The organism is Mycobacterium neumannii, assembly GCF_002245615.1.
GTDB classification, from domain to species: Bacteria; Actinomycetota; Actinomycetes; order Mycobacteriales; family Mycobacteriaceae; genus Mycobacterium; species Mycobacterium neumannii_A.
Genome location: NZ_NKCO01000020.1, coordinates 21,451 through 46,828, shown reverse-complemented (window position 1 = coordinate 46,828; position 25,378 = coordinate 21,451). Strand labels below are relative to the sequence as shown.

At 64.9% G+C, this 25,378-nt stretch carries 23 protein-coding genes; 9 read left to right on the top strand and 14 right to left on the bottom strand.

The window, feature by feature from the left end:
- The first annotated feature begins 4 nt into the window (after positions 1-4).
- Positions 5-2,143 carry a DNA gyrase subunit A gene (locus CEX88_RS20185; protein ID WP_094294827.1) on the top strand — a complete coding sequence of 713 codons (2,139 nt, stop codon included), beginning with the start codon at positions 5-7 and terminating at the stop codon, positions 2,141-2,143.
- Between the two features lie 7 nt (positions 2,144-2,150).
- Here CEX88_RS20185 and CEX88_RS20180 read toward each other — a convergent pair whose 3' ends face one another.
- A complete protein-coding gene (locus tag CEX88_RS20180) occupies positions 2,151-2,792 on the bottom strand; it encodes a TetR/AcrR family transcriptional regulator (RefSeq protein WP_202931582.1) in 642 nt (213 codons plus the stop codon).
- A 158-nt stretch (positions 2,793-2,950) separates the two neighbouring features.
- Between CEX88_RS20180 and CEX88_RS20175 the strand changes: the two genes are divergently transcribed.
- Positions 2,951-3,874: an LLM class flavin-dependent oxidoreductase gene (locus CEX88_RS20175; RefSeq protein ID WP_126315916.1), complete on the top strand. Its 924-nt coding sequence runs from the start codon at positions 2,951-2,953 to the stop codon at positions 3,872-3,874.
- A gap of 124 nt (positions 3,875-3,998) precedes the next feature.
- Positions 3,999-4,769 (top strand): DUF1906 domain-containing protein, encoded by a 771-nt coding sequence (locus CEX88_RS20170; RefSeq protein ID WP_094294824.1) that lies wholly within the window; start codon positions 3,999-4,001, stop codon positions 4,767-4,769.
- A gap of 10 nt (positions 4,770-4,779) precedes the next feature.
- Here the strand turns inward: CEX88_RS20170 and CEX88_RS20165 are convergent, their stop codons facing one another.
- The 3 genes from CEX88_RS20165 to CEX88_RS20150 form a co-directional block, all read right to left on the bottom strand.
- Positions 4,780-5,904, bottom strand: coding sequence for a coiled-coil domain-containing protein (locus CEX88_RS20165; RefSeq protein WP_094294823.1), 1,125 nt, complete (start codon positions 5,902-5,904; stop codon positions 4,780-4,782).
- A gap of 1,057 nt (positions 5,905-6,961) precedes the next feature.
- On the bottom strand, positions 6,962-7,735 hold the full coding sequence (locus CEX88_RS20155; protein WP_094294821.1) for a cyclase family protein: 774 nt from the start codon (positions 7,733-7,735) through the stop codon (positions 6,962-6,964).
- Positions 7,736-7,801: 66 nt separating this feature from the next.
- Positions 7,802-8,734, bottom strand: a complete 933-nt coding sequence (locus CEX88_RS20150; protein ID WP_094294820.1) for an alpha/beta fold hydrolase — start codon at positions 8,732-8,734, stop codon at positions 7,802-7,804.
- A 310-nt stretch (positions 8,735-9,044) separates the two neighbouring features.
- Between CEX88_RS20150 and CEX88_RS20145 the strand changes: the two genes are divergently transcribed.
- Positions 9,045-9,512, top strand: coding sequence for a DUF4262 domain-containing protein (locus tag CEX88_RS20145; RefSeq protein ID WP_094294819.1), 468 nt, complete (start codon positions 9,045-9,047; stop codon positions 9,510-9,512).
- A 57-nt stretch (positions 9,513-9,569) separates the two neighbouring features.
- On the opposite strand, the gene CEX88_RS20140 is transcribed toward CEX88_RS20145, so the two are convergent.
- Entirely contained in the window at positions 9,570-10,580 is a 1,011-nt protein-coding gene (locus tag CEX88_RS20140; RefSeq protein ID WP_094294818.1) for a zinc-binding dehydrogenase, read from the bottom strand.
- 206 nt (positions 10,581-10,786) lie between these two features.
- Here CEX88_RS20140 and CEX88_RS20135 point away from each other — a divergent pair, with 206 nt between their 5' ends.
- Both CEX88_RS20135 and CEX88_RS20130 read left to right on the top strand, forming a co-directional pair.
- The gene (locus tag CEX88_RS20135; RefSeq protein WP_094294817.1) at positions 10,787-11,752 is read left to right on the top strand and encodes a zinc-binding dehydrogenase; all 966 of its coding nucleotides are present in this window, start codon (positions 10,787-10,789) and stop codon (positions 11,750-11,752) included.
- Between the two features lie 41 nt (positions 11,753-11,793).
- The gene (locus CEX88_RS20130) at positions 11,794-12,504 is read left to right on the top strand and encodes a TetR/AcrR family transcriptional regulator (RefSeq protein ID WP_094294816.1); all 711 of its coding nucleotides are present in this window, start codon (positions 11,794-11,796) and stop codon (positions 12,502-12,504) included.
- 39 nt (positions 12,505-12,543) lie between these two features.
- Here CEX88_RS20130 and CEX88_RS20125 read toward each other — a convergent pair whose 3' ends face one another.
- The 3 genes from CEX88_RS20125 to CEX88_RS20115 are packed head-to-tail and all read right to left on the bottom strand — an operon-like array spanning position 12,544 to position 16,361.
- Positions 12,544-13,650: an NDMA-dependent alcohol dehydrogenase gene (locus tag CEX88_RS20125; protein WP_094294815.1), complete on the bottom strand. Its 1,107-nt coding sequence runs from the start codon at positions 13,648-13,650 to the stop codon at positions 12,544-12,546.
- A gap of 19 nt (positions 13,651-13,669) precedes the next feature.
- Positions 13,670-14,509: an alpha/beta fold hydrolase gene (locus CEX88_RS20120; protein WP_094294814.1), complete on the bottom strand. Its 840-nt coding sequence runs from the start codon at positions 14,507-14,509 to the stop codon at positions 13,670-13,672.
- Positions 14,510-14,525: 16 nt separating this feature from the next.
- Positions 14,526-16,361 carry a flavin-containing monooxygenase gene (locus CEX88_RS20115; protein WP_094294813.1) on the bottom strand — a complete coding sequence of 612 codons (1,836 nt, stop codon included), beginning with the start codon at positions 16,359-16,361 and terminating at the stop codon, positions 14,526-14,528.
- Positions 16,362-16,486: 125 nt separating this feature from the next.
- Between CEX88_RS20115 and CEX88_RS20110 the strand changes: the two genes are divergently transcribed.
- The 3 genes from CEX88_RS20110 to CEX88_RS20100 all read left to right on the top strand — a co-directional run bounded on the left by CEX88_RS20110 (position 16,487) and on the right by CEX88_RS20100 (position 20,854).
- Entirely contained in the window at positions 16,487-18,124 is a 1,638-nt protein-coding gene (locus tag CEX88_RS20110) for an AMP-binding protein (RefSeq protein ID WP_094294812.1), read from the top strand.
- Between the two features lie 53 nt (positions 18,125-18,177).
- Positions 18,178-19,647 (top strand): aldehyde dehydrogenase, encoded by a 1,470-nt coding sequence (locus CEX88_RS20105; RefSeq protein ID WP_094294811.1) that lies wholly within the window; start codon positions 18,178-18,180, stop codon positions 19,645-19,647.
- A 118-nt stretch (positions 19,648-19,765) separates the two neighbouring features.
- On the top strand, positions 19,766-20,854 hold the full coding sequence (locus tag CEX88_RS20100; RefSeq protein ID WP_094294810.1) for a methyltransferase: 1,089 nt from the start codon (positions 19,766-19,768) through the stop codon (positions 20,852-20,854).
- 114 nt (positions 20,855-20,968) lie between these two features.
- Here the strand turns inward: CEX88_RS20100 and arr are convergent, their stop codons facing one another.
- The 6 genes from arr to rpsF form a co-directional block, all read right to left on the bottom strand.
- Positions 20,969-21,391 (bottom strand): NAD(+)--rifampin ADP-ribosyltransferase, encoded by a 423-nt coding sequence (arr, locus tag CEX88_RS20095; RefSeq protein ID WP_094294809.1) that lies wholly within the window; start codon positions 21,389-21,391, stop codon positions 20,969-20,971.
- A gap of 361 nt (positions 21,392-21,752) precedes the next feature.
- A complete protein-coding gene (dnaB, locus tag CEX88_RS20090; protein ID WP_094294865.1) occupies positions 21,753-23,135 on the bottom strand; it encodes a replicative DNA helicase in 1,383 nt (460 codons plus the stop codon).
- A 482-nt stretch (positions 23,136-23,617) separates the two neighbouring features.
- A complete protein-coding gene (rplI, locus tag CEX88_RS20085; protein WP_066843307.1) occupies positions 23,618-24,076 on the bottom strand; it encodes a 50S ribosomal protein L9 in 459 nt (152 codons plus the stop codon).
- Positions 24,077-24,089: 13 nt separating this feature from the next.
- Positions 24,090-24,344, bottom strand: coding sequence for a 30S ribosomal protein S18 (gene rpsR / locus CEX88_RS20080; RefSeq protein WP_064395138.1), 255 nt, complete (start codon positions 24,342-24,344; stop codon positions 24,090-24,092).
- 41 nt (positions 24,345-24,385) lie between these two features.
- Positions 24,386-24,889, bottom strand: coding sequence for a single-stranded DNA-binding protein (locus tag CEX88_RS20075; RefSeq protein WP_068195153.1), 504 nt, complete (start codon positions 24,887-24,889; stop codon positions 24,386-24,388).
- Between the two features lie 91 nt (positions 24,890-24,980).
- Positions 24,981-25,271 carry a 30S ribosomal protein S6 gene (gene rpsF / locus CEX88_RS20070; RefSeq protein WP_064395157.1) on the bottom strand — a complete coding sequence of 97 codons (291 nt, stop codon included), beginning with the start codon at positions 25,269-25,271 and terminating at the stop codon, positions 24,981-24,983.
- Positions 25,272-25,378: the final 107 nt, after the last annotated feature.

Here is a 25,378-nt window from a genome sequence, read left to right as displayed (position 1 = left end):
TACCGTGACCGCCACCCTGGACATTCCCGAGCAGAACCCGGACCTGGTCGTCGACCAGACCGCCGACGACTACTGGAACCTCTATCAACTGACGTTCGCGCTCTACAGCGTCAGCGACCGTGCGATCCCGTCGGCCTACGACGGTCTCAAGCCGGGTCAGCGTCGTCTGCTCTACCAGATGCACGAGTCGAAACTGCAGCCCGGCAACAAGCCGCAGAAATCGTCGAAGATCTGTTCCGCGGTCACAGGCAACCTGCACCCGCATGGTGGCACTTCGATGTACGGCGCTGCGGCGCTGATGGCCGCCGAATTCCAGCGTGTGAAAGTCATTGACGGACAAGGTGCTTTCCCCCGTATCCAGGGCGACATCCCCGCCGCCGACCGCTACACCGAGATGCGGTTGTCGGCACCAGGTGCCGCGCTGACCGCCGAACTCGACAGCCATGCAGTGCCCATGGTGTCGACGTTCGACGGCGAGTGGATCGAGCCGACCGTGCTGCCGGCCCAGTGGCCGGTGCTGTTGTGCAACGGGGCGGTCGGCATCGCCGAGGGGTGGGCCACCAAGGTGCCTGCCCACAATCCGCGCGAGATCATGTCCGCTTGCCGGGCGCTGTTGAAAACGCCGAACATGACCGACGACCGGCTGGTCAAGTTGATCCCGGGCCCAGACTGGGGTTGCGGAGCGTCCGTGGTCGGCACCGCCGGCCTGCGCGAGTACCTCACCACCGGGCGGGGCCAGTTCACCGTGCGGGGCACGCTCTCGGTCGACGGGAAGAACGTCCTCATCACCGAACTGCCGCCTGGCGTGGCGAGCAACACTGTGCAGGAACGGATTCGGGCCCTGGTCGAGTCCGGGGAGCTCGCTGGTGTGGCGGACATGTCCGATCTGACCGATCGCCGCAACGGGCTGCGCATCGTCGTCACCGCCAAACGCGGCCACAGCGCCGAGCAGATCCGCGATCAGCTGCTGGCGCTGACCCCGCTGGAGTCGACCTTCGCCGCCAGCCTCGTCGCCCTCGATGAGAACCGCGTTCCGCGGTGGTGGTCGGTGCGCGAGTTGATCAAAGCCTTTCTCTCGCTGCGTGATTCGGTGGTGTTGCACCGCAGTGAGTACCGGCTGGAGAAGGTAACGGCGCGACGTCATCTGGTGGCCGGGCTGATGACCATCCACCTCGACATCGACGCGGCCGTGGCGGTGATCCGCGCCTCCGAAACCGTCGACGAAGCCCGACAGGGTCTGCAGGACCGGTTCAAGATCGATGCCGTTCAGGCTGACTACGTACTGGCGTTGCAATTGCGCCGCCTGACCAAGCTCGACGTCATCGAGCTGCGGGCCGAGGCCGAGAAGCTGGATGCGGAGTTCGCCGAACTCACTGAGCTGGTGTCGAATCCGGATGCGCGTCGGAAGGTGATCGACAACGAACTGGTGGAGACGGCGAAGCTGTTCAAGGGTCCTGAGTTCGATCGTCGCACCGTACTCGACTTCGACGCCACACCGGTCACGTCCGGCGGAGGCGACGACGGACCTCGCGAACGCAAGCTGAACGCCTCCTGGCGCCTCGACGACCGCGGCGTGTTCTCCGACAGCCACGGCGAGTTGCTCACCTCAGGGCTGGGTTGGGCAGTGTGGACCGACGGCCGGGTGAAATTCACCGCCGGTGGGGGTCTGCCGTACAAGGTTCGCGACATCCCCGTCGCCCCGGATATCACCGGGCTGGTGCGCTCGGGTGTGCTGCCGGACGGTTACCACCTGGCGTTGGTGACCCGACGAGGAAAAGTCCTGCGCATCGACCCAACGGCGGTCAACCCTCAGGGCGTTGCCGGCAACGGTGTGGCCGGGGTGAAGTTGGCGGGTGACGACGACGAGGTCATCGCCGCGCTGCCCGTCTCGTGCGCCAACGGTGAGGCCATCCTGTCGTTGGCCGAAAAGAGTTGGAAGGTCACCGAAGTCGCCGATATTCCGGTGAAGGGCCGCGGGGGCGCCGGCGTCGGGTTCCATCCGTTCGTCAAGGGTGAGAGCGCGCTGCTTGCGGCGTCGATCTCGGCAACGGGGTTCGTGCGCGGAAAGAGGGCGGTCCGAGCCGAGAATCGGGCCAAGGCGTCCATCAAGGGCTCGGGTCTGGATGTGACCCCGGCCGGATAGCCGAGGGTCACTTTCCGTTGCGTGAGCTGCGCGACGTGTTTCGCGCGGCCGTGGCTCGGCAGACCAATGCCACCAGGGAGTCGATCTCCTGGGATGTCAGCGCTCGTCCCTCGAAGAGCGAGACCGACACGGCCGGTGCCAGCATCATGTGCAGCACCATCGCCGGATCCACGTCAGCGCTCACCTCGCCGCGACCAACGCCCCGCTCGATCATCGCGAGCCATTGCGAGCGATCGTTTCGGAACCAGCCCATCATCGCGTCGTTCAACGACGGATACCGCCCCGAGATCACCGTGGCCATGATGGCGCGCTCCACGGGGTCGGCTGCGAGCGAGGTGAGCTCGGCGATCAGGGACCGGACATCGCTCTCCCATGCCCCGGTGTCCGGTGCGTCGGTGCGATGACGGGTGTGGAACACGAGGGCGTCGTCCAGCAGTGCGGCCGAGGTGGGCCACCACCGATAAATGGTTCCTCTGTTCACCCCCGACCGTGCCGCTACCTCCGCGATCGGAAGCTCCACCTTGCCCTCGGTCAGCAGCTCCAGACATGCGCGCAGCACTGATTCGCGCACGCGCTCGCTGCGTCCGCCGGGGCGGACCCGTTGCCTACCTGCGGGATTCGCGCGCTTGCGGTGCGTTGGCGAACTCACGGTCCTCAACCCCCGATAACCTTAAATAAACAATCTGTTGCTATTATGCCTGCTGTCCATCGTCGATGTGTTTGGAGGAATGCTGCACATGTCACGAATAGCGGTGCGCCGCGCAGACGTCGCGTGCCGCTGTGCCCGACGCCTCGGAAGGAGCGGCGTTGAGCTCTGATGCCGGATTGAAGATCTCCATGGGTCTGCCGACACTCTTCCCGCACGGGCGCGAGACGGAGCTCGCCTGGTATCGCAAGATCGACGAAGGCCCGTGGTACGGACTCGTCACCTACGAACGGCTCGTGTACCCGCACAGCTGGTCGGTCGTACCGCAGCTTGCCGCCGCAGCGGCGATGACGGAGCGCGTGCGGTTGTGGACCGACGTCGTCGCATTGCCCCTGCGAAATCCGGTCCTGTTCGCCAAGGACCTGGCGACCGTAGACGTCCTGTCGAACGGGCGCCTGACGCTGGGGGTCGGCATCGGCGCGTGGGATGAGGATTACCTCGCGGTCGACAGCCCGCTCGAGCGAAAGCGGCAACGCATGGACAGCGCGGTCGCGGCGATGCGCAGCGTGTGGGCCCAGAAGCCCCCCGTCGAGGGACACTTCCCAGTCGGCCCCGCGCCCATCCAGAACGGCGGTATCCCGCTCGTCGCCGGTGTGATCGGCCCGAAGGCACTCGCTCGAGCCGCGCAATGGGCTGTCGGGGTGACCGACCCGGCTCACTCACTGCATTTCGACGCCGAAGCGTTGGCCGCGCAGCGCGAGCGTGTCATTCAGGCGTGGCAGGCCGCGGGCAGGACGGATCGGCCACACTTCTCCGCGCCGGTGTGGTTCGCGCTCGGCCCTGACCCGGAGCACCAACTCCAGGAGCACGTGAAGGACTTCTGGGAGCAAGAGGTCGGCTCCATCGGAGACGACGCCTCCACATACTTGACGGCTCCAGGCGCAGGGACGTTCAACTGCGGAGCGTCCGGACTGCTCGCCGCCGTCAACGGCGCACGAGAGGCGGGGCTCGACGAGCTCAGGCTCATCCCGTCCACCACCGACCCCGAGGAAATCGACCGGGCACGCGATGTGCTTGGGATCTGATCCGGCCGCGCGTTCGACGGGACATGTCAAGAATCCGGGCTGGCCGGTAACGGCGGAGCATCGAATTTGACACTGCCCCTGCGTGCCTCCCGAATCACAGGCGTCTCATAGTTAACATCACGCCGTGCAGGTATCCCGGCGTGACGCACTGCGCTACGCCGCCACGGTGTCCGCACTGGCCGGACTCGGTGCGGCATCAGCGGGCACGCACGCGCCGAGGGCCGAGGCCGCCCGCCCCACGCTGATCGACTATGCGATGCGCCAGATTCCGGCGCAGGACATCCGGGCCGCCGGCCACTCCGGCGTCATCAACTACGTGTCGACCTCACGACCCGGATCCTCATTCGGCGCCAAGCCGATCACCCTGCCTTACGCCAAGACGCTGGCCGCGGCCGGTTTGGTGATCGTCAGCAACTACCAGTACGGCAAACCGGGCGGGACCGCGCCATCGGACTTCACCCGCGGCTACGCCGGTGGCGTCGCCGACGCGAAAACCGGTTGGAACCTGCACACCGCCGCCGGTGGCGGACGCACCGCGCCGATCTTCTTCAGCGTCGACGACGACATCGACCGCCAGACCTGGAACGACCTGGCGCTGCCGTGGTTCCGCGGCATCAACTCGGTCATCGGTGTGCAGCGCACCGGCATCTACGCCGGTATCCGCCCGTGCCAGTGGGCCGCCGCCGACGGAGTCATCGGCAGATCGGGCTCCGCCGGCCACGTCTGGGCCTGGCAGACCAGGTCCTGGTCCAACGGACAGCTTTACCCCGCCGCGGTTCTCTACCAACGCATCATCGACACGGCCTCGAACCCCGGACCGGTGGTCGGCGGTATCCGCGTCGACGTCAACGACGTGCTGGCCCAGGACTGCGGCCAGTGGAACCTGCACCCGTGACCGATGGCGGTCAGCGGCGTGGTGTCGTGGTGACGTGCACGTGGTCGTAGTGGCCGTAGCCTGAGCCCGCCGGACCGCTCGGCGTGTAATACGTGCCGCGCCAGATCACGTCCTGTAACCCGAATCGGCTCGAGTTGCTCAACATGAAGTCGCGGATCGCGTCGCCGAGCGCGATGCCCTCGGCGCTCTCGGGGTTGGGGATCATGATGTCGATCGCCAAGCCGCTCGGATGCCACGGCTTGGAGTCGGGCCGAACGCCGTCGATGTCGGCGATCTGGGGGAATCTTGCGCTGATGGCGCGGGCGGCGAGGACGGTGTTGACCTGTAGGCCCGCCTCGTTCGCGACTCCGGCGGGCAGCGCCTCCGGGACGTCGACGCGGGCAGCCGCCAGAGCTTGAGCAGGGTCCACGGGAGGCTGGCCGGGCATCGCGAGGATCGCCGGGTCCGGCGGGGCGGGTGCGGCGGGCGGCGGAGGTGGTGGTGCTGCTGGCGGGACGGCGTTGTCGATGACCGCTTGCTGCTGCGGTGTCAACGCTGCGTACTGCGCCTCCGCGGCGGCGATCTTGCGCAGGAGGTCGTTCCATTTGGTCTGCAGGTCCGCGCGCACCGCGGCGGCCTGCTCGGTGGCGGCGCGGGCGTCGGCGGCCGACTTCTCGGACGCCTGTGCGGCCGACCCCGCGCGCTCGCGCGCCGCATGAAACGCCTTCATCTCGTCGGCCAGCGTGGCGCCGACCACACGCTGCAGCGACAGCTTGTCGAGCAACTGCTGCGGCGAAGACGCGGTCAGCAGCGCGGCAGCCTGACCGTTGCGGCCACTCATGTAGTCCATCGCCGCGATGCGGTCGACCGCCGCCTGGTAGGGCGCCAGTTGGGCGTTCGCGGTGGCGAGGGCGTCGAGGTCGGCGCGGTGGCGGTCCTCGGCGGCTTTCTGGTCAGCCAGTTTGGAGTCGACGTCGCGTTGGGCGGCGGTGACGGCCTCGCGCGTTTGCAGCGCCTGAGCCGACAACTCGTTGAGCTTGGCCAGCGCGTCGTCCGCCGGGTCCGCATTGACGGCGCCGATCGAGGCGACCAGCACGAGAACTGCGGTTGCAGCACCGCACACCGTTCGTCGGAGTGAGTGGCGCATGCCGGTCACGCGGATTGTCACGATCCTTTGGATTGCAGGGACCAGCACTTGGGCCGGCCACGTGTGTCTCGGACAGGTTAGAAACTGGCGTCGACAATGTCTACTCGGCCGTCAGTGTGAGTCCTTCCCGCCGACTTCCGACTCGCGACTGGGGTTCCCCGGCGGGCTCATCGATCCCTCGGTGTTGGGCGCGATCGCCCGAGCCGGGATGCCCCTTCAACCGTCGTTCCCGGTATGCCGTCGTCGGCAGGCCCGCGGAGTGCACCTTCCCAACGCAATAGATGCCGCGGGTGTGGAGATGCCTCGACTTTGCTGATCGTGTTTATACAGCGTGGGAGGGGGCATGGGGTTCACCATGGGTCACGCCCCAACTCAACGTCCGGCGATGGCTTTCTGAACAACACCTGGAGAAACGCCTGATGTGCTCGAGGGCAGGTTCCCGAGACAGCCGGTGCCCGATCGCACCGGCGGCTACTGACCCTGCTAGCCAGAAGCCAACCATGCAGGCCCGAGAACCGGAGCACACGAGATGAACGTCCGAAAGATTCTGCTTCTTGTAGCCACCTGCCTGGCCGCCACACTCCTCTTGGCACCGGGTGCCGCAGCAGTACCACGCCCGACGATCCCCGGAGCCGATGCCGCCATCGCCAAGGCCGAAAGCCTCCTCGGGACAGACCAATTCGGTCAGTATGGGTGTGAAGCTCTGGTGGCTCACGCATTCGGGGTACCGCAAGAGCGATACGGTTGGGACGGCGCTTCTGAGACCATGTACCAAACGCTTCTCGAACAGGGAAAAATCCATACCGACCCGAACCCCCCGCGTGGGGCACTCGTCTTCAGCGTGGGATCCATCGGCCCACATATCGACATTGCGCGCGGGGACGGGACCTACATATCCGGCGGTGTTCAGGGTCTCTCACCGGGATACGGAGACGTGCACAACATCCAAATCCTGCCCAGCCCGAATGTGGCAAGCGACTGGACCTACCGGGGCTGGAGTCTGGGCTACCCGGAGTAAGCCAGGCTTCTGGGAACAGGATGCCGTGCGATCGGGACGATGAATCGCTCAATCGTCGAGAATCGCGACGGCCCGTGTCCACCCGGCCGACGCAGCGTGCACCTTCACCGGGAAACAGCTGATCTGAAATCCGCTGTCCGGAAGCGACTCCAGATTGTGGAGCTTCTCCAGATGGCAGTACCCGATCTCGCGTCCCGCGCGGTGCCCCTCCCAGATGATCGAGGGATCCCGCTCACGGGAATACCGTTGTGCCGTGTAGACAAACGGCGCATCCCAGCTCCAGGCGTCGGTGCCGGTCAGGCGCACACCTCGCTCCAACAACCACAACGTCGCCTCACGACCCATGCCGCAGCCGGACGAGACGTAATCCGCCTGGCCGTAGCGGGCTCCGGCCGCGGTATTGACCACAACGATGTCGAGAGGCTGTAGCTGGTGGCCGATGCGATCGAGTTCGTCTGCTACGTCAGCGGCGGTGACCACGTAGCCCGCTTCGATGTGCCGGAAGTCAAGCTTTACCGCTGGTTGCAAACACCATTCGAGCGGAACCTGGTCAATGGTGATCGCCGGCGCGCCACCGTCCATCGTTGACGCGTAGTGGTAGGGAGCATCGAGATGGGTGCCGTTGTGGGTGGTGATCCGGACCCGTTCGATCGCCCAGCCCTCGCGATCGGGTAGGTCATCGACCATCGCGCCAGGGAAGAACGCGACGACCTCAGCCGCCGTGTCGGCGTGGCTGTAATAGTCGATCTCCGGAAGATGTCCCGGCGGATCAGATGCGATCCCCGCCTGTAGGGGCACCGAGATATCCACGAATCTACGCATCTGGTTCTCTCCCAATCACTTCTGTCGATCACCGTCTGTCACGCGACGTTGCTTCGGCGACAATTCTCAATCCGGTGCGCTGCCGATGAACTCGACACCGGCGCGAATCGCGGGACGATGCCTCAAGATCCGGAAATGCGCCAGCCGGCCGAGGCCCTTGGTGGTCAGCAAGCGTGCACCCGGCCATGCCGCGACGATCTTTTCGCTTGTCACATAGGGAGTCTCGGGGTCGTCGGGGTCGTGGATGAGCAGCATCGGCGGATAGTCGGTTCGGCCGGCAATCCGGACCATGTTGGTGTCCTCCAGCGGCATCCCGATCCGGCGTTCAAGACGTCGATGTAGGCCGGCGCGTATCCGTCGGCCGAAGCCGTGGCGCGCGGCGAACAGATCCAGATAGATCGGGAACTCGCCCATCGGCGCGAGAAACACCAACCGCCCGACCGTCGTGCCCCATGCCGCCGCGAGTGCGGTCGCGTTGGCCCCGAGGGAGTGGGCGACAACCGCGCGGGCAGGCCCGTGTGTCTCGATCATGGCTGCAACCGCTTCTGCACATTCAATGGCGGTGGTGCGACCGGGTGCGAGCGCGCCCGCATCGGACTCGTTGTGGCTGGGCAGGTCGAATGCGATGACACGATGTCCGGACTCGACGAGAGGTTTGACGAACATGCCGAGGTGGTGGCGGCGCCCGCCCCACCCGTGCACCAGATAAACCGGTGGCCCATCGCCCCAGGCCTCGCCCACGATCCGGTGTCCGCTCCAGTGTGCTTCCAATGGTTGACCGGGCGGGACACCGGGCGGCATACGGAGGCTGGACTCGATGACCGGTGGCGTGCACCACAACTCGGTCGCCCACCGCGCCCCGATTGCTGGCGCGACTCGCTCCAGCAGCCAGAAGATCCGGCGCACCCGGGTGGCGACCGGGGGTTGCACACCGGAACCCTTCACATCGAGAACGGTCGGGCTTGGGGCACCGCCGCCACTTGAAGCAATGGTGTTCACCTTGGGCGCTCTGATGTGCGGGGCACCACCGCAGTCTTCAGAAGTAGCTCGACCTCGGCGAGCGGGCGGGCGGTTTGTCGGGTCCGGCACACGTCGAGGTTAGCGAGACGATGCAGCCGGGCGACATCTCTTTGTCCAACGGCGTGGCCGGGCGGTGACGAGAAAAGGCCGTTGGGACGATGCCGAACAGCTTGACCACCGATGCTCGGGGAGAAGATTGCTCGGCAGGCTCGCGGCTGACCGCCCTGTCAGACCCTTGGAGGACGCTGAACTCACAACAGTTAGCGCCATCAGCGAAAGGAGTTCTGCCGTGTGCTGGCAGTGCGACCACCCCGAGGCCACCCGGGCCGACTATCACGATGTACTCCGGCGGACGATTCTCGAGCACGGCTGGGCCGTGCAGTTTGTCGAGAGCGACCGGAACCCGTTCGCCTACACCGTAGGACTGCATTCAGCCGGTCTGCCCGAACTGCTGGTGACCGGTGTTTCACCCGAATGGGCGGTGAGGCTCCTCAACACCGTTGCCAACTACCTGATCCGGGAGCGGGTCCCGGCTCCCGGCGACACGATGCAACTACCGGACGGCTGGCAGGCCGAGTTCGTTGCGGTCGCGCAGCCGGACGCGCATTTGAATCTAGCGGTGGAGTTGTACGGCCCCGAGGTGCGCGCGCTGCAGCTCGTGTGGCGAGACGATGCTGGACATTCGGCCTGGTGCCCGGACTTCAACAAGGGCGGCTGCCGACAACCGGTGCTCGGCGTTCGCGGTCCGCACCCTTAGCGGCGTGCTTCATCGTGGCCGTCACAGCCGAGTCGAGACTGCCGTCATCCTGTCGCGCTACGGAACCAGCACCAGCCTGATGGGATCGCCGTCTTTGGTCTCGAGCTGGCGCACCGCCTCGTGAGCGTGTTCCAGCGGCAACACGGCAGAGACCGAGTCGCGCAGATCCAAGCGACCCCAGTGAACCAACCGGACAAGCTGTTCGACGTCCGCCGGTAGGTATCCGTAGTGCCCGAGTATGCGCTGCTGGTGCACGATCAGGGCCACACTGTTCTCGACGGTGAAGGGGTTGCCGCTGAGGCCGGCGATCGTCAGCCGACCGCCAGGACTGAGGAGCGGCAAGATCTGCTCATCGATGCCGGGAAACCCCGCGAAGTTGAACGCCGTGTCGACGCCCCGGTTTCCGAGGAATGCGTGGAGTTCCTCGACGAAGGTCGGTTGCGTCGGATCGAATGCCGCGTCGGCCCCGCGCCGAAGTGCGTTCTCCCGCGGCCCCGGCAGCGGATCGACGGCGATGATGGGTGCAGCCCCACTCATCCGCAGGATCTGAATGGCGTGGATACCGAGACCCCCGACACCCAAAACAACCGCAGCCTCACCGGGTTTGACTTTGGCGGTGTGCTGGATGGCGGCCCACGGAGTCGAAACGGCGTCGGGGATGATGCAGGCTTGCTCGAACGGCAAGCTGTCCGGTATCGCCACGAGGACCCCGTGAGGAACGACGACGTACTCCGCCCATCCGCCGTCGTAGTCGACGCCCATCGTGTCGACACCCCACGGCTTTGCGACGAGGGCCTGCAGAGCGACTCGATCTCCCTCAGTCCACCCTTCGACGCCGCCTCCCACCGCGTCGACCGTCCCGGCGACCTCGTGTCCCAGGGTGCGTTCGGCGTCCCCGTTCCTCAGCGGACGGACCAGCCCTCTGATGAGGTGGACATCCGAAAGGCAGACGCCCGCGGCGTTGACCTTGACTCGAACCTCGCCGTGCCCGGGGCTGGGCACCGCAACATCCTGAACGTGGAATTCCCCAGTGCCGAAGTTCATTCGGCCGGCCTTCATCGTCGGCATGCGCGCTCCTTCCTATGGCAGAACCGACGCCTTCGGCGCCACGGACCGTCCCGCACGGATCGCGGTCTGCCTGCCGTCGCTTGTGATCAAAACAACTTTGTGACACTATGTCAATTATTGTTGACTGACCGTCTACAGCCGCGCGTGGCGGCCCGGACTCTAACCAACCGGAGGGTTCGCCCCGGCCCTTCAGAGGAGCAGACCAGATGCATGCTTGGCAATTCGATTCCCCCGCAACAGGTCTTGAGTGCGTCGAATATCAGGCACCCGCACTCGGGCCCGGCCAAGTTCTCATCGACGTCGAAGCTGCCGGCATGTGTCAGTCCGACGTACACATCATCAACGGACACGGTAATGCGTGGTTGCGCAAGCGCCCCATCATCCTCGGACATGAGGTCGCGGGCACCGTCCGCACGCCCGGTCCAGGAGTCACCGACCTCGCCGTGGGCGAACGCGTCGCAGTCGCATTGATCGCCCACCCAATCGAGTTGGCCGACTTCGCCAACGGCATCGGACTCGGATTCGACGGGGGTTACGCACCGCAAGCGGTCGTACCCCGTGCCACTCTCGTTGCGATCCCCGAAGGTGTGCCTTTCACGCTTGCCGCGGTGGCCACCGATTCGATCGCCACCGCCTATCACGCGGTCGTCGCAGAATCCGGTACCGGCCCCGGATCGACCCTCGTGGTCGTCGGTGTCGGTGGACTAGGACTCAACGCAGTGCAGATCGCGAAACATCGCGGAACCACCGTCTACGGCGTCGACATCGATCCCGGCGCCCTGGAGACGGCACGTGCACACGGTGCCGCAGATTGTTTCCCCGACATCAGCGATGTCCCCGACGCGGTCGATGCCGTGATCGACTTCGCGGGTATGGGGACCACGACCGCCGATGCGCTGGCAGCAGTGAAGCCGGGCGGTCGCGTGGTCGTCGTCGGCCTCGGCTCTCCGGAAGCGACGATTCCGACCCATCTGCTCGTCACCCACAACATCTCGCTTCGCGGTTCACTCGGTGCGAGTCTCGAGGATCTCGAGGCCGTTCTCGGTCTCATCGCCGCAGGCGAACTCACTCCCGTAATCGAAGAGGTTCCGTTCGCTGATGTCCCTGTTGCCTTGAAACGGCTCGAAGCGGGGCAGGTTCGAGGGCGCCTCGTGACGCGTCCTCGCGTCTGACCTACGCAGCCTCGAGGGGCTTGCGACTAGAATGGGGCACTATGCCGGACCGAATAACCGGGGTGGACAGGGAAGATGTTGTCCTGCTTGGTGATCGGCGACTACCAAGTAAGGGCGAGCGCCAGCGCCGTGCCATTCTCGACTGTCTGCCCGGCTTGCTGGCAACTCGTCCGATCACCGAGCTGACCGTCGGCGAGATCGCCGCGGCAGCCCGAGTCCAGCGCTCAGGCTTCTACTTCTACTTCGAGTCCAAGTACGCGGCACTGGCGGTGATCACCTCCGAGATCTGGTCGGAACTGATGGACAGGGCCCGGTTCTTCAGCCGATCGGATGACGAGTCCGCCGCCGACTTCATCGGCCGCACTGCGGATATCGCGCTGGAATTGTGGCGCGACCACGAGGGCGTCCTCATGGCCTCAGTGCAGGCGATCCCACTCGACGAACAGCTGGCCGACCTGTGGCAGGACTGGATCCTGCGACTTGCCGACGGCATCGCCGGCCAGGTGCTCGAAGATCAAAAGCAAGGTCTCGCACATCCAGTCTCTTCCGACGTGCCGACGCTCACCTCGACCTTGCTGGAAATGACCATGCACATCTTCTACGTGAATCGGCTGCGGCAGCAGGACCAACGTCAGACCGCGAAAGTGCGCGAGATGGTGCGGTCGATCTGGCTCGCATCCGCATGGGGCATCACAGAGCCGCAGGGCGATTCACCGGCCAGCCGGCCGGCACCGCGTCGGCGGCGGCGCTGACCTTCGTCGGCGCCGCAACCGGTGCAGTGCGTACTGTCGTCAGAACCTGATCAAGCCGCGAAGGTTGCGCCCGTCCTTGAGATCCTCATAGCCCTGGTTGACGTCGTCGAGGGTGTACTGGCGGGTGACGAGTTCGTCGAGCTTCAGCAGGCCGGACTGATACAAGTCGAGCATCCGGAAGATGTCATGCCGCGGGTTGGAAGAGCCGAACAGGCAACCGCGCACCTGCTTTTCGTAGAGCGTGAGGTCGAAGAGCGACATGTCTACGCTGGTATCCGTCGGGTGCGGGATTGCGGTCATGACCACCCGGCCTCGTTTACCGACCAGGCTCAGCCCCTGCCCGACGTGGACTCCTTCTGCGTTGTCGGTGGTCACCACACACACATCAGCCATCCGCCCACGGGTCAGGTCCGTGACGATGGCTTGGGCTTCTTCGACATCAGCAGCGGCGTGGGTGGCACCGAATTCCGTGGCTAGTTCACGTTTGTACGCGACCGGGTCCAGCGCCACGATGTGCCGCGCGCCGGCGATACGGGCGCCCTGGACTGCATTCATGCCGAGGCCGCCGACGCCCATCACGACCACCGTGTCACCGTCCTGGGTCTCTCCGGTGCGCACCGCGGCACCATAGCCGGTGGTCACGCCGCAGCCCACCAGGGCGGCCTTGTCGAGTGGAATGTCCTTGTCCACCTTGACGACTGACGCCGCCGGCACCACCGTGTACTCCGAGAACGTGCCCAGCACGCACATCTGCCCGAGTCCCTGGCCGCGAGCATGGAACCGGTGGGTGCCATCGAGTTGGGGGCCGAGCACAATCGCTGCACCCAACTCGCAGAGGTTGCTCATACCGCGGGCACATTCGCGGCATCGCCCACATGCGGGGATGAAGCTCAGCACCACGTGATCGCCGACCTCGATCTCGCCGACACCGGGCCCCACCTCCACGACGACACCGGCGCCTTCGTGGCCGCCCACCGCGGGCAGCTGCATCGGCATGTCGCCGGTCACCAGGTGGTCGTCGGAGTGACACAGTCCGCTGGCCACCAACTTCACCAGGACTTCGCGCTCCTTCGGGCCGTCGAGTTCGACCTCTTCGATCTCCCACTTCTGGTTCAGGCCCCACAGCACAGCGGCTTTCGTTTTCATTGAGTCTCCTCCTGTGATTTCAGTTGACGTCCGAGCTTCGGCCTGGCACCGGGAATGCGCCCTGCGCGCCATCCACGGGCCCGGCGAAGTCGAGCACGGTCCGCGCGACGAGGCGGGTGTCGTCATACATCGGTACGTGCCCCACGTCGGGCAACGTGACGAAATGCGCGTCGGGCAACACCTCTGGAAATCGCGCGCCGTAGGGCTCGTAGGGAATCAGTGCGTCGCGTTCGGACCACGCGATCTGCACCGGACACGAGATGGGACCGAGCTCATGCCTTCCGGCCAGTATGTCGCCCATCAGCTCGAAGTAGATCTCGCAGCGCAGGTTGTCCTGCACGAAGGCCGCGGCGTCCTGTGGACGCATCCGGTCCGTATGTGCGACCGCAGCGCCGAGTGCCAGCCGGCGTATCGGCCTCAGCCTAAGAGCCTGCGGCGCAATGGGAGCCATCGCGGCAAAGAGGCGCCGTGCCATCACGAGTTTGAGCTTCAGGGTTCGCATGTGGGACCTGGCAGGAGCCCAACCCATTGCCGGCGACAGCGCGGTGACTGACAACCCACGCCCTCGTGCCGCCAATTCGAGCGCCAACCAACCGCCCAGTGAGTTGCCCAGCAGATGCGCCGTGCCGACACCACGGTCGTCGAGGGCACGCTCGAGATGGTCGGCCAAGATTGTCACGGTGGCCTTCTCGCCTGTGCGCAACCGCGGTCCGTCCGCATGGCCTGCCAGCGGCAGGTTGTGAACCTCGTAATGGCTCTCCAGCATTGGGATGACGGGCAGCCAGTTTCGCCAGCTACCGCTGAAGCCGTGGATGCACACCAGCGGCGAACGATTCGATTCCGAATCCGGGACTTTCATATCGATCACCTGCGCCCTACTGCTGAACCTGCAGGCCAGCCGACTGCAACCGCAGGCCCTCGAATTCCTGGTCCTCCCACCACTTGTCGATCATGTCCCAGAATTCGACCTCGCTGCCCTGATAGACGTCATTCCAGAAGCCGCGCTCGAGATCGCCTTGGCCGTTGTAGTAGCCGGGGGTACACGTCGACAGATAGAACATCCTAGCCAGGAATGACTCTCGGGTGCGTTGAACCCATTCCGCCTGCGCCGCCTCCTCGGGTTCCATGGCCGCAACGCTGCGGTCAAGAGCGTGGGCAATGACCCGTGCGGCATGCCTGGCCTTCCGATCGAGCATGAACGTGAAGTTGACGACGTACGCGTTCTGGCTGACTCCCAGTTCGACGAAGTTCGGGAAACCGACCGAGAAGAACCCGTGCAACGTCTTGGCCCCGTCGGCGAATACTTCCCGCATCGAGCGCCCGCCGCGTCCGACGATGTCGTAGCCGTAACGATCAGCCGTGGCGGATCCGGTCTCGAAGCCGGTCGCGAAGATGATGCAGTCCACGTCGTAATGAGTGCCGTCGACCACCAGTCCAGTCTCGGTGAATCTTTCGACGCCTTTCGGCGAGGCGACGAGGTGCACCGAAGGGTTGTTGAAAGACTGCAGGTATTCGTCGTTGAAGGTGGGCCGCTTGCACACCGCACCGAACCACGGCTTGAGTGCCTCGGCGGTATCGGGGTCTTCGACGATGCTGTCAATGCGCTCGTGCACGCCACGCATGAGTTGCATGTCTGCGACCTCGGCGAGCACCATCTGGTCCTCGACTTCGAGTGCGTTCAAAGGCGTCTCGACAAGGTGCTGCCCGGTGATGGAGGACATAATCGTCGTCCAGATGTCGCCGACGAGGTTCTCGTCCTGGGGATGGCCGTTGACCAACGAGTTGAAGTTGCGGTGGCGCCGCTGCTGCCAGCCCGGTTCCAGGCTCGCCGCCCACGCCGGGTCGGTCGGCCTGTTGTCGCGGGGGCCGACGACGCTAGGTGTGCGCTGGATGACGAACAGCTCGGCAGCGTCGTCAGCCAGGAACGGAATGGCCTGAACCCCGGTGGCGCCGGTGCCGATGATGGCCACTCGCTTGTCTCGGAGGTTGCTCATTCCGCCGTGTTGGTCACCGCCGGTGTAGCCGTAATCCCAACGGCTGGTGTGGAACATCGCGCCCTTGAAATCCGCGATGCCGGCCACCCGCGGGAACTGCGGCTTGTTCAGCGGCCCATTGGCGCGAACGACGAACCGGGCCCTCAGCATGTCACCACGGTTGGTGCGGACCTCCCAACGCTGAGTTCTCTCCGACCAGGTCACCGCGGTCGCTGAGGTCTGGAACAGCGCGGCGCGGTAGAGGTCGAAGTGCCGGCCGATACGTTGAGCATGCTCGAAAATCTCGTCGCCGTCGGCGTAACGCTGACTCGGGACGAACCCGGTCTCCTCCAGCAGCGGCAGGTAGATGTAGGACTCGACATCGCACTGCACGCCGGGATAGCGGTTCCAGTACCACGTTCCGCCGAAGTCGCCGCCCTGCTCGACGATGCGGAAGTCCCGCACCCCCTGTTTCGTCAGATAGGCGCCGGCCAGCAGCCCGCCGAACCCGCCGCCGAGGATGACGACGTCGCAGTCCTCCTGCACTGCGGCTCGTTCAATCGGCTCACTGTAGGGATCGACGTCGTAGATCTCGCGGAGGTCGGCGATTCCTTGGAACTGGCCGAGGTTGTCGTCGCGAAGACGCTTGGACCGCTCGTCGACATAGCGCGCCCGCATCGGCGCCGGATCGAAGTCGATGTCGATCTCGATTCCGGACTTCGGTAGCGAGATGGTCATGGCGCGTCCTCCTGGGCGATGGTCGGCATAGTTGACACAGTGTCAGTTCTTAGCGACACTATGTCATATTGTTGTGCGGCTCACAAGTAGCTCGCTAAGTTGGTGCAGCCATAGGGAGAAAAGCGATGACCGATGCCGCAGTGTCTTATGCCCGTGGGGACATCAGCACTCCCCTGCTCACGGACACGATCGGTCAGAACCTCGACCGGACAGCAGCCAAGTACCCCGACCGGGAGGCGCTGATCGAGGTCGTCAGCGACCGCCGGTGGACGTACCGCGAATTCCAAGCGGCCACCCGGCGACTGGCCGGCGGACTTCTCACGTTGGGTATCGGCCCCGGCGATCGAGTCGGGCTCTGGTCTCCGAACACCGCGGAGTGGACCCTCGTGCAGTACGCGACGGCCAGACTCGGCGCCATCCTCGTCACCATCAACCCGGCGTACCGTCTCGACGAACTCGACTACGTGCTCAAGCAGGCCGGAGTCCGGACCGTCATCGCCGCCCCGTCCTTCAAGGGCTCTGATTACGCAGCGATGCTCGCCGGCGTGACAGACCGCTGTCCCTCGGTGCAGGACGTGATCATCGTCGGATCCGATGCCTGGCAGCGTCTTTCATCGGCGTCTTTGGATGACGCCGCGATCGATGCCATCTCGGCGAAGTTGCAGCCAAGCGATGCGATCAACATCCAATACACTTCGGGAACAACGGGTTTCCCGAAGGGCGCCACACTCACGCATACGAACATCCTGAACAACGGCTACTTCGTGGGAGAGGGCCTCGGGTACACCGAACAGGACCGGGTGTGCATCCCCGTGCCCTTCTACCACTGCTTCGGGATGGTGATGGGCAACCTGGCATGCACGTCGCACGGTTCGGCGATGGTCATTCCGGCTCCCGGGTTCGACCCGTCCGCCACCTTGGCTGCCGTCGCCAAAGAACGGTGCACCTCGCTCTACGGCGTGCCGACGATGTTCATCGCCGAGCTGGACCTCAAAGACCTCGCATCATTCGACCTGAGCAACCTGCGCACCGGGATCATGGCCGGGTCGCCCTGCCCGGAACAGGTGATGCGACAGGTCATCGACACGATGAACATGCGAGAGGTCGCCATCTGCTACGGCATGACCGAGACGTCACCGGTGTCGACCCAGACCCGGCCCTCCGACACGCTGGCCCAGCGCGTCGGTTCCGTCGGAACGGTGGGGCCACACCTGGAAGTCAAGATCATCGCCCCGGACTCGGACCGGACGGTGCCGCGCGGAGAACCCGGCGAATTGTGCACCCGGGGATACAGCGTGATGTCCGGCTATTGGAATGAACCGGAGAAGACAGCAGAAGCCATCGATGCCGACGGATGGATGCACACCGGAGACATCGCGGTCATGGACGACGCCGGCTACATATCGATCACGGGCCGGATCAAGGACATGGTGATCCGCGGCGGTGAAAACGTCTATCCCCGCGAGATCGAAGAGTTCCTGTTCGGACATCCCGACATCATCGACGCGCAGGTGGTCGGCGTCCCTGATCAGCGTTACGGCGAGGAACTGATGGCGTGGCTGCGCATCCGGGAGGGCGCACCGCACCCGACCGCAGACACCATCCGCGAATTCTGCACCGGCCGGATCGCGCACTACAAGATCCCAAGGTACGTCGTCGTGGTCGACGACTATCCCATGACCGTCACCGGTAAGGTTCGCAAGATCGAGCTTCGTGAACGAGGCCGCGAAATCGCGCAAAGCGCAGTGACGCAACCGATCTGAAATCTATCCGCTCTGCGGGTCCGCACCTGCTATCTCAACCCTTTGGAGGAACCATGCCCACAACCTCATCGCCCCCGGTCGACCAGGCGGAAAGGTTCTTCATCGGCGGCCAGTGGGTGGCCCCCACCGGGACGGAGTCGATCGACGTCGTCGACGCCAGCTCCGGGCGAAACATCGGCACCGTCGCAGGCGCCCGTCCCGACGACATCGACGCGGCGGTAGCGGCGGCTCGACGCGCCTTCGACCACTCCGACTGGCCCACTCTGGCACCGGTCGAACGAGCGGCGAAGATGCGCTCGCTGGCGCGCGAACTGCGCACAAGGTCCGACGACACCGCTCGCCTGGTGAGCTCGCAAAACGGCATGCCCATCACCATCTCCTCGGCTACCGAGGCCGTCGTCCCGGCCGTGTTGCTGGACTACTACGCCGGCCTGATCACCGACCGGCCCGACGAGGAGATGCGCGCGGGAATCACCAATGCGCGCACCATGATCCGTCGTGAGCCGGTCGGCGTGGTCGCCGCGATCATTCCCTGGAACTTTCCCCAGACACTCACCTTCTTCAAGCTCGCGCCTCTGCTGGCGGCCGGCTGCACCGTGGTGATCAAGCCGTCTCCGGAAACGGTGCTTGATGCGCAGGTGCTCGCCGATGCTGTCCGTGCGTCCGACATACCGGACGGTGTCGTCAACATCGTCCCTGGAGGTGCCGAGGCCGGTGCCTATCTCGTTGGGCATCCCGGAATCGACAAGGTCGCGTTCACCGGTTCGACGGCGGCGGGTAGAGCCATCGGTGAAGTCTGCGGGCGGCTGATCCGCCCGGTCACCCTCGAACTCGGTGGCAAATCGGCATCGGTCATCCTCGACGACGCGGACCTTCCTGCGCTTCTCGGACAGTTCTTCGAGGCCACGCTGATGAACAACGGCCAAACCTGCTACCTGGGGACCCGTGTGCTCGCCCCGAGCCACCGCTACGGCGAAATCGTCGATACGCTCACGGATTTCGCGCGCGCCCTGGTCGTGGGAGACGCTCTCGACAGCGCCACCCAGATAGGTCCGCTCGCCTCTGCGCGCCAACAGCAGCGCGTGCAGGGCTACATCGACAAGGGCGTCGCGGAAGGCGGGCGGGTGACCACCGGCGGTGGCCGACCAGCCGAGCTGGAGCAGGGATGGTTCGTCGCGCCGACCATCTTCGCCGATGTCGACAACTCGCACACCATTGCGCGCGAGGAGATCTTCGGGCCGGTCCTGGCCGTCATCCCCTACCGAGACATCGACGAGGCCGTCCAGATCGCCAACGATTCGGAGTTCGGACTCGGTGGCAGCGTTTGGACTGCCGACGAACAACGCGGTTTGGAAGTCGCCCGATGCATCCGCACAGGGTCCATCGGCATCAACCACTACTCCCTGGACTTCGGCGCGCCGTTCGGCGGCATCAAGGCCAGCGGGTTGGGCCGCGAACTCGGCCCGGAGGGACTCGCCGCCTACCAGAGCACCAAGACCATCTACCTGCCACCAGCCGGATAGGGATCGAGAAATCAACCGTCGCCCGGCGCGTACGGAGACTTCAACCCGCTCACGGGCCTGACCGCTGCGCCGCAGAAAGCGGAGTTTGTGATTGCCCTGTAGCGGTTAGCCTGCACGGATGCCGTCGACGCCTCTTCCCGTAGTGCTGGCCACGCCCGCCCTGCGACGGCGCCTCAAGCAGCTGGCAGACCGTTTGGTGCCGCCGCAGATCGCGATGCTGGATCTCGGCGAGGGTGTCGGCGGTGTCCAGATTGCCGCGGCCATCGCCGAACTCGGAATTGCCGACGTACTCGCCGACGGGCCGATGACCGCGCCGCAGATCGCCGCGCGAATCGCCTGCGATGAAGACACCACCCATCGCCTGATGCGCGGCGCGGTCGGTAGCGGTCTCTGCACAATGAATCGGCGAACGGGCGCGGTGAAGCTGACCCGTACCGGAGCCGTTTTGCGCAGCGACCATCCCGCTTCGCTGCGGGCCTGGATGCGCTACAAGGGGATGCGGTCGACCGTGGATGCCTGGGGCGGCCTGGCGGCCAGCGTGCGCAGCGGCCGAAGCGCTTTCGAGCTCGTGCACGGGATGTCGGTGTGGGAGTGGTTCGCCGCGCATCCCGACGAGCAACGGATCTTCGCCTCGACGATGCGGCAGGCCACCGAGATCGCCGGCCGGGCCATTGCTCGGGTTTACCCGTGGCCGGACGGTGCTGTGGTGTGCGATGTGGCCGGCGGGATCGGCACGCTGCTGTCGGTGATCGTGGCCGAGTCACGCGCGGACCTGCGTGGGATTTTGGTCGACAGTGCGGGAATGATCGCCGAAGCCGAAGGGTTCCTCGCCGAGCGTGGTCTATCTGATCGCATCAATCGCGTCGAGGGCGATATCTTCCACGCCATCAATGCCACCGCCGATGTGTACGTGCTCAAGGATGTGCTGCACGACTGGGACGATGAACGCTGCGAAAGGATTCTCGCCGCGGTGGCGGCGAGCATGCCCCGTGGCAGCATGCTGGTGATCGTCGAGTATCTGCAGGAACCCAATCGCCCGAACCCGTTCTCACCGCTTCTCGACCTCCACACGCTGACCCAGCGAGACGGCGGGCGTCTGCGCTCGGTCGAGGAGCTGTCGGCGCTACTCACCGGCGCCGGCCTACGACCGACCGGGCGCAGGTTCTCGGTCGTACCGCACGACCTCATCGAAGCCGAGAAGATCTGAAGGGCTCGGGTGGGATGGCTTCGCAGTACTAGCTAACGTTGCGCGGCCATGAAACCGCCGGCACTGCAGTCGTTTTCCTTCGGTCATGCGCCCGCGCGGCTACGACAGACAGCCTCAGTTGATGATCTCAGCATGTTCGCTGGAGACGAGCGCGGACAGGCGTTCCCGCCAGGTTCGCAGCTGCTCGGGTGTCAGTCGTCTCCACTCGGATACTTCGCCGACGATCCGCAGCGGTGCGGTACTGCGGTAGGACCGCATCGGGTTACCTTGGAACTTCTTGTCGGTCACGTTCGGGTCGTCTTCGAACTCTCCGGTCGGTTCTACCTGGTAGACCCTCGGAAGGGCTTGGCCCTCGGCGAGTTCTGCGGCGATTTCGGCAGCAAGGCCGGCCCCGTCGACGAGAGCGGTGAAATAGATGTGGTTCATCACAATCTCCGGACGGTAGTTCGATCGATAACCCGCGCTGAGAAGATCACCGACACTCAAATCCGCGATGGTGCCATGGAAAAACGGACCCTTGTCAAACGATTCGGACACGTAGCATCCCTCTGACTAACTGCTGGGATCCGCCAGTATGCAGTACCACTCGGCCCTTGCGGCAAGACTCCAGTTGTGTTTTATCCTGAAGGTGGAACGCGGGTAATTTCGCCACCCCGCCGCTCTCCAGACATTTCACCAGCTCGATCCGGCCAACTCTCGCCTACTACGCCATCTACGTAGGAGCACCCGAGTGTTGGACACTTGATCGGACTCGTCGCCTCTGAGCGGCAACTCTTCTCGCCGATGATGGCGCTAATACCGGCTATGCGGTGTGGCTTTTGGTCGCGGCACCTCTCCGGCGGTGGCGCAGAGGTGAGCCGCTCTGGCACCTGCATGCTGCCGTGAGAGGGCTGCTGCGCTATTGCTTGGCCATGTTCGCGAAGCGCGACAAATGCAGTTGATGCGCAACGGTAATCGTCTTCGTCGGGCCGTTACGATGTTTCGCGATGATGAGGTCGGCTTCACCGCCTCGAGGGTCGTCGCGTTCGAAGGCATCAGGGCGATGCAGCAAAATCACCATGTCGCTATCCTGTTCGATCGCACCGGATTCACGTAGATCAGCTAACATTGGCTTCTTGTCGGTGCGCTGTTCGGGCCCGCGGTTCAACTGACTCATCGCGACTACTGGGACTTCAAGCTCTTTGGCTAAAAGCTTGATCTGACGGGAGAATTCGGATACTTCTTGCTGCCTTGACTCGACCTTCTTACCTGATGTCATCAGCTGCAAGTAATCGAGGACGATCAGACGGAGGTCTGACTTTTGCTTGAGCCGCCGAGCTTTCGCCCGGATCTCCATCATCGTAAGGTTGGGTGAGTCGTCGATATACAAAGGCGCTTCGCTGATTTCACTCATGCGTCTTGCCAGACGGGTCCAGTCGTCATCATTCATCCGACCTGACCGCATGTCGGCGAGCTTGATCTTTGCCTCGGCCGACAGCAGGCGCATGACAATCTCGGACTTGCTCATCTCGAGCGAGAAGATGACGCTCGACATGTGGTGCTTGATCGAGCACGACCTCAGAAAATCCAGTCCTAGGGTGGATTTGCCCATACCCGGTCTCGCCGCGATGACGATCATCTGTCCGGGATGCAAGCCGTTGGTGAGGTCGTCGAGCTCCACGAACCCCGTCGGCACGCCGCGAGAGACGCCACCCTGCGATGCGATAGCGTCGATCTCGTCCATCGTCGGCTGAAGGATCTCCTCCAGGATTACGAAGTCCTCGGCCGTGCGCCGCTCGGTGACGTCGTAGATCTCCGACTGCGCCCGGTCCACGATCTCGTTGACGTCGGCACCCTCGGCACCCGCGTAGCCGTACTGGACGACACGGGTTCCGGCTTCGACGAGCCGCCGCAGCAGCGCCTTCTCCGCGACGATGCCCGCATAGAACCCCGCATTCGCGGCCGTCGGCACCGTCGAGATCAGCGTGTGCAGATACGGCGCCCCGCCGATGCGGCGCAGCAGCCCGCGCCGATCCAGCTCGGCCGCCACCGTCACCGCGTCGGCGGGCTCGCCGCGGCCGTAGAGGTCGAGGATCGCGTCGTAGACGTTCTGGTGCGCAGGACGGTAGAAGTCACCCGGGCGCAGCTTCTCGAGCACGTCGGCGACGGCGTCCTTGCTCAGCAGCATCCCGCCCAGCACTGCCTGCTCGGCGGCCTGGTCCTGAGGGGGTTGGCGCCCGAAGTCCTCGCTCGGCGGCGGGGTATCCATCCCGTGATGACCAAGGTCGTCCACGACGGCCACGAAGCGCGTCACCCCCTTTATTCGCTATCGAACGTAGGTTCGATAGCCGCTATTCGCGACTGTAAGCCAGACATCCGACAGGCCGCCTAAGCGGCTCCGGATCCGCCCCGCCGACGGCTTACGCTAGACGTTGCTGGCGGGGGCGCAACCCGGCCCTGTTCATAGACCTGTGGATGGGGTGTGGATAGGTCTGGACAACCATGTTGAGTCGTTGGGGAGAACCTGTTAATCAACCGCTTCGCTCATTGCATCTGCGCAGATAGCCGCACCATAAGCCGAGTGCGATCTTGTGGATGGGAAATGCCTCGGCGTGTCGTGCCAGGTTGCCAACTCGGGCGTGTTGTGTTGCCGCCAGGGACCGTCCAGGTTAACGGCCGGTTATCTTCGCTACGGCTATCCGTCGCGCGAAGTTCGCCAGCGCGCACAGCAACGGCCGGGTGAAGATCGATCTCGTCTCCACCCGGCCGTATCTGACGCTGTGGTTACTGCCCGGCGACGACTTCCAGCGAAACCGTCGCGGCGATCTCCGGATGGAGCCGAACCGCGATCGGATGCGTGCCGGTCGTCTTGATGTGCGCCTTGGGCAACTGGACGGTGCGCTTGTCCAGATTGGGGCCGCCGGCGTTCTTGATCGCCGCGACCACGTCGGCCGTCGTCACGGAGCCGAACAGCTTGCCACTGTCGGGCGCCGCCTTCACCTGCAGCTGCACCGGACCGAGGTTCTCGATCGCGGCCTTCAGCTCGACGGCGTGCTCGCGGCCCTGAATGGCCTTCTGCTCGCGGGCCCGACGAATCTCTTCGGCCTGGCGCTCGGCGCCGCGCGACGCGACGACCGCGAGCCGGCGGGGCACCAGATAGTTGCGGCCGTAGCCGTCCTTGACCTCGACGATGTCGCCCTGGACGCCGAGATGCTCGACGTCGGCGGTGAGAATCAGTTTCATCTTCTTGTCCTGCCTATCGCGTCGACGAGGTGAACGGCAGCAGCGCAACCTCACGCGCGTTCTTCACGGCGATCGCGATGTCACGCTGGTGCTGAACGCAGTTGCCGGTGACGCGGCGGGCGCGAATCTTGCCGCGCTCGCTGATGTACGTGCGCAGCAGCGCGGTGTCCTTGTAATCGATGTCCTGCCCCTTCTTGGAGCAGAACACGCACTTGCGGGTCTTGACCGGCTTCTCGGGAGCCGGCCGACGCTTGGTGGCCTTGGCCATGTGTCTATCTCTTTCTTGCTTCTTTGTTGATCAGTTGTGGATCAGAAGGGTGGCTCGTCGTCGGCACCGGAGAACGAACCCGACGCCGGGGCGCTGCCCCACGGGTCTTCCTTCGGCTGCTCGGCTGGGCGCGAACCTCCGCCGCCTCCGCCGCCGAAGCCGCCGCCACCGCCGCCGCTGCGGCTGGCTTTGTTCACCTTGGCGGTCGCGTACCGCAGCGACGGGCCGATCTCATCGACCTCGAGCTCGACCACGGTGCGCTTCTCACCCTCGCGGGTCTCGAACGAACGCTGCTTGAGCCGGCCCTGCACGATCACCCGCGAACCGCGAGTGAGGCTTTCGGCCACGTTCTCGGCGGCCTCACGCCAGATGTTGCAGCGCAGGAACAGCGCCTCGCCGTCCTTCCACTCCCCGCTCTGGCGGTCGTAGATGCGCGGTGTCGACGCCACGGTGAAGTTGGCGACGGCCGCACCCGACGGCGTGAAGCGCAGTTCGGGATCGGCGGTCAGGTTTCCGACGACGGTGATGATGGTGTCACCAGCCACGGTGTCCTCCTGGGATTGGCGGTGTAAGTCTGGGAGCGGTCGCAGGCGAGCCTACGGAAGCGCTCCGACGCTTACAGCCTGTTCTTCGGGACTAGTGCTTGTCCGTCCGCATGACCTTGGTCCGCAGCACGGACTCGTTCAGGTTGAGCTGACGGTCCAGCTCGGTCACCGTGGCGGGCTCTGCCTTCACATCGATGACGGCGTAGATGCCCTCGGCGTGCTTGGCGATCTCGTATGCCAGCCGACGCCGACCCCAGATGTCGACCTTGTCGACACTGCCGCCGTCCTTGCGGATGACGTTGAGGAACGTTTCCAGCGACGGAGCTACGGTGCGCTCGTCAAGGGTGGGGTCGAGAATGACCATGATTTCGTATGGACGCATGAAGACCTCATCACCTCCTACGGTCTGATCGGCCGCGGACTATCCGCGGCAGGAGGGTCGCCTGCGTCGGCAACCGGCCCAGGCTACAGGAAACCGCGCTGATCTGC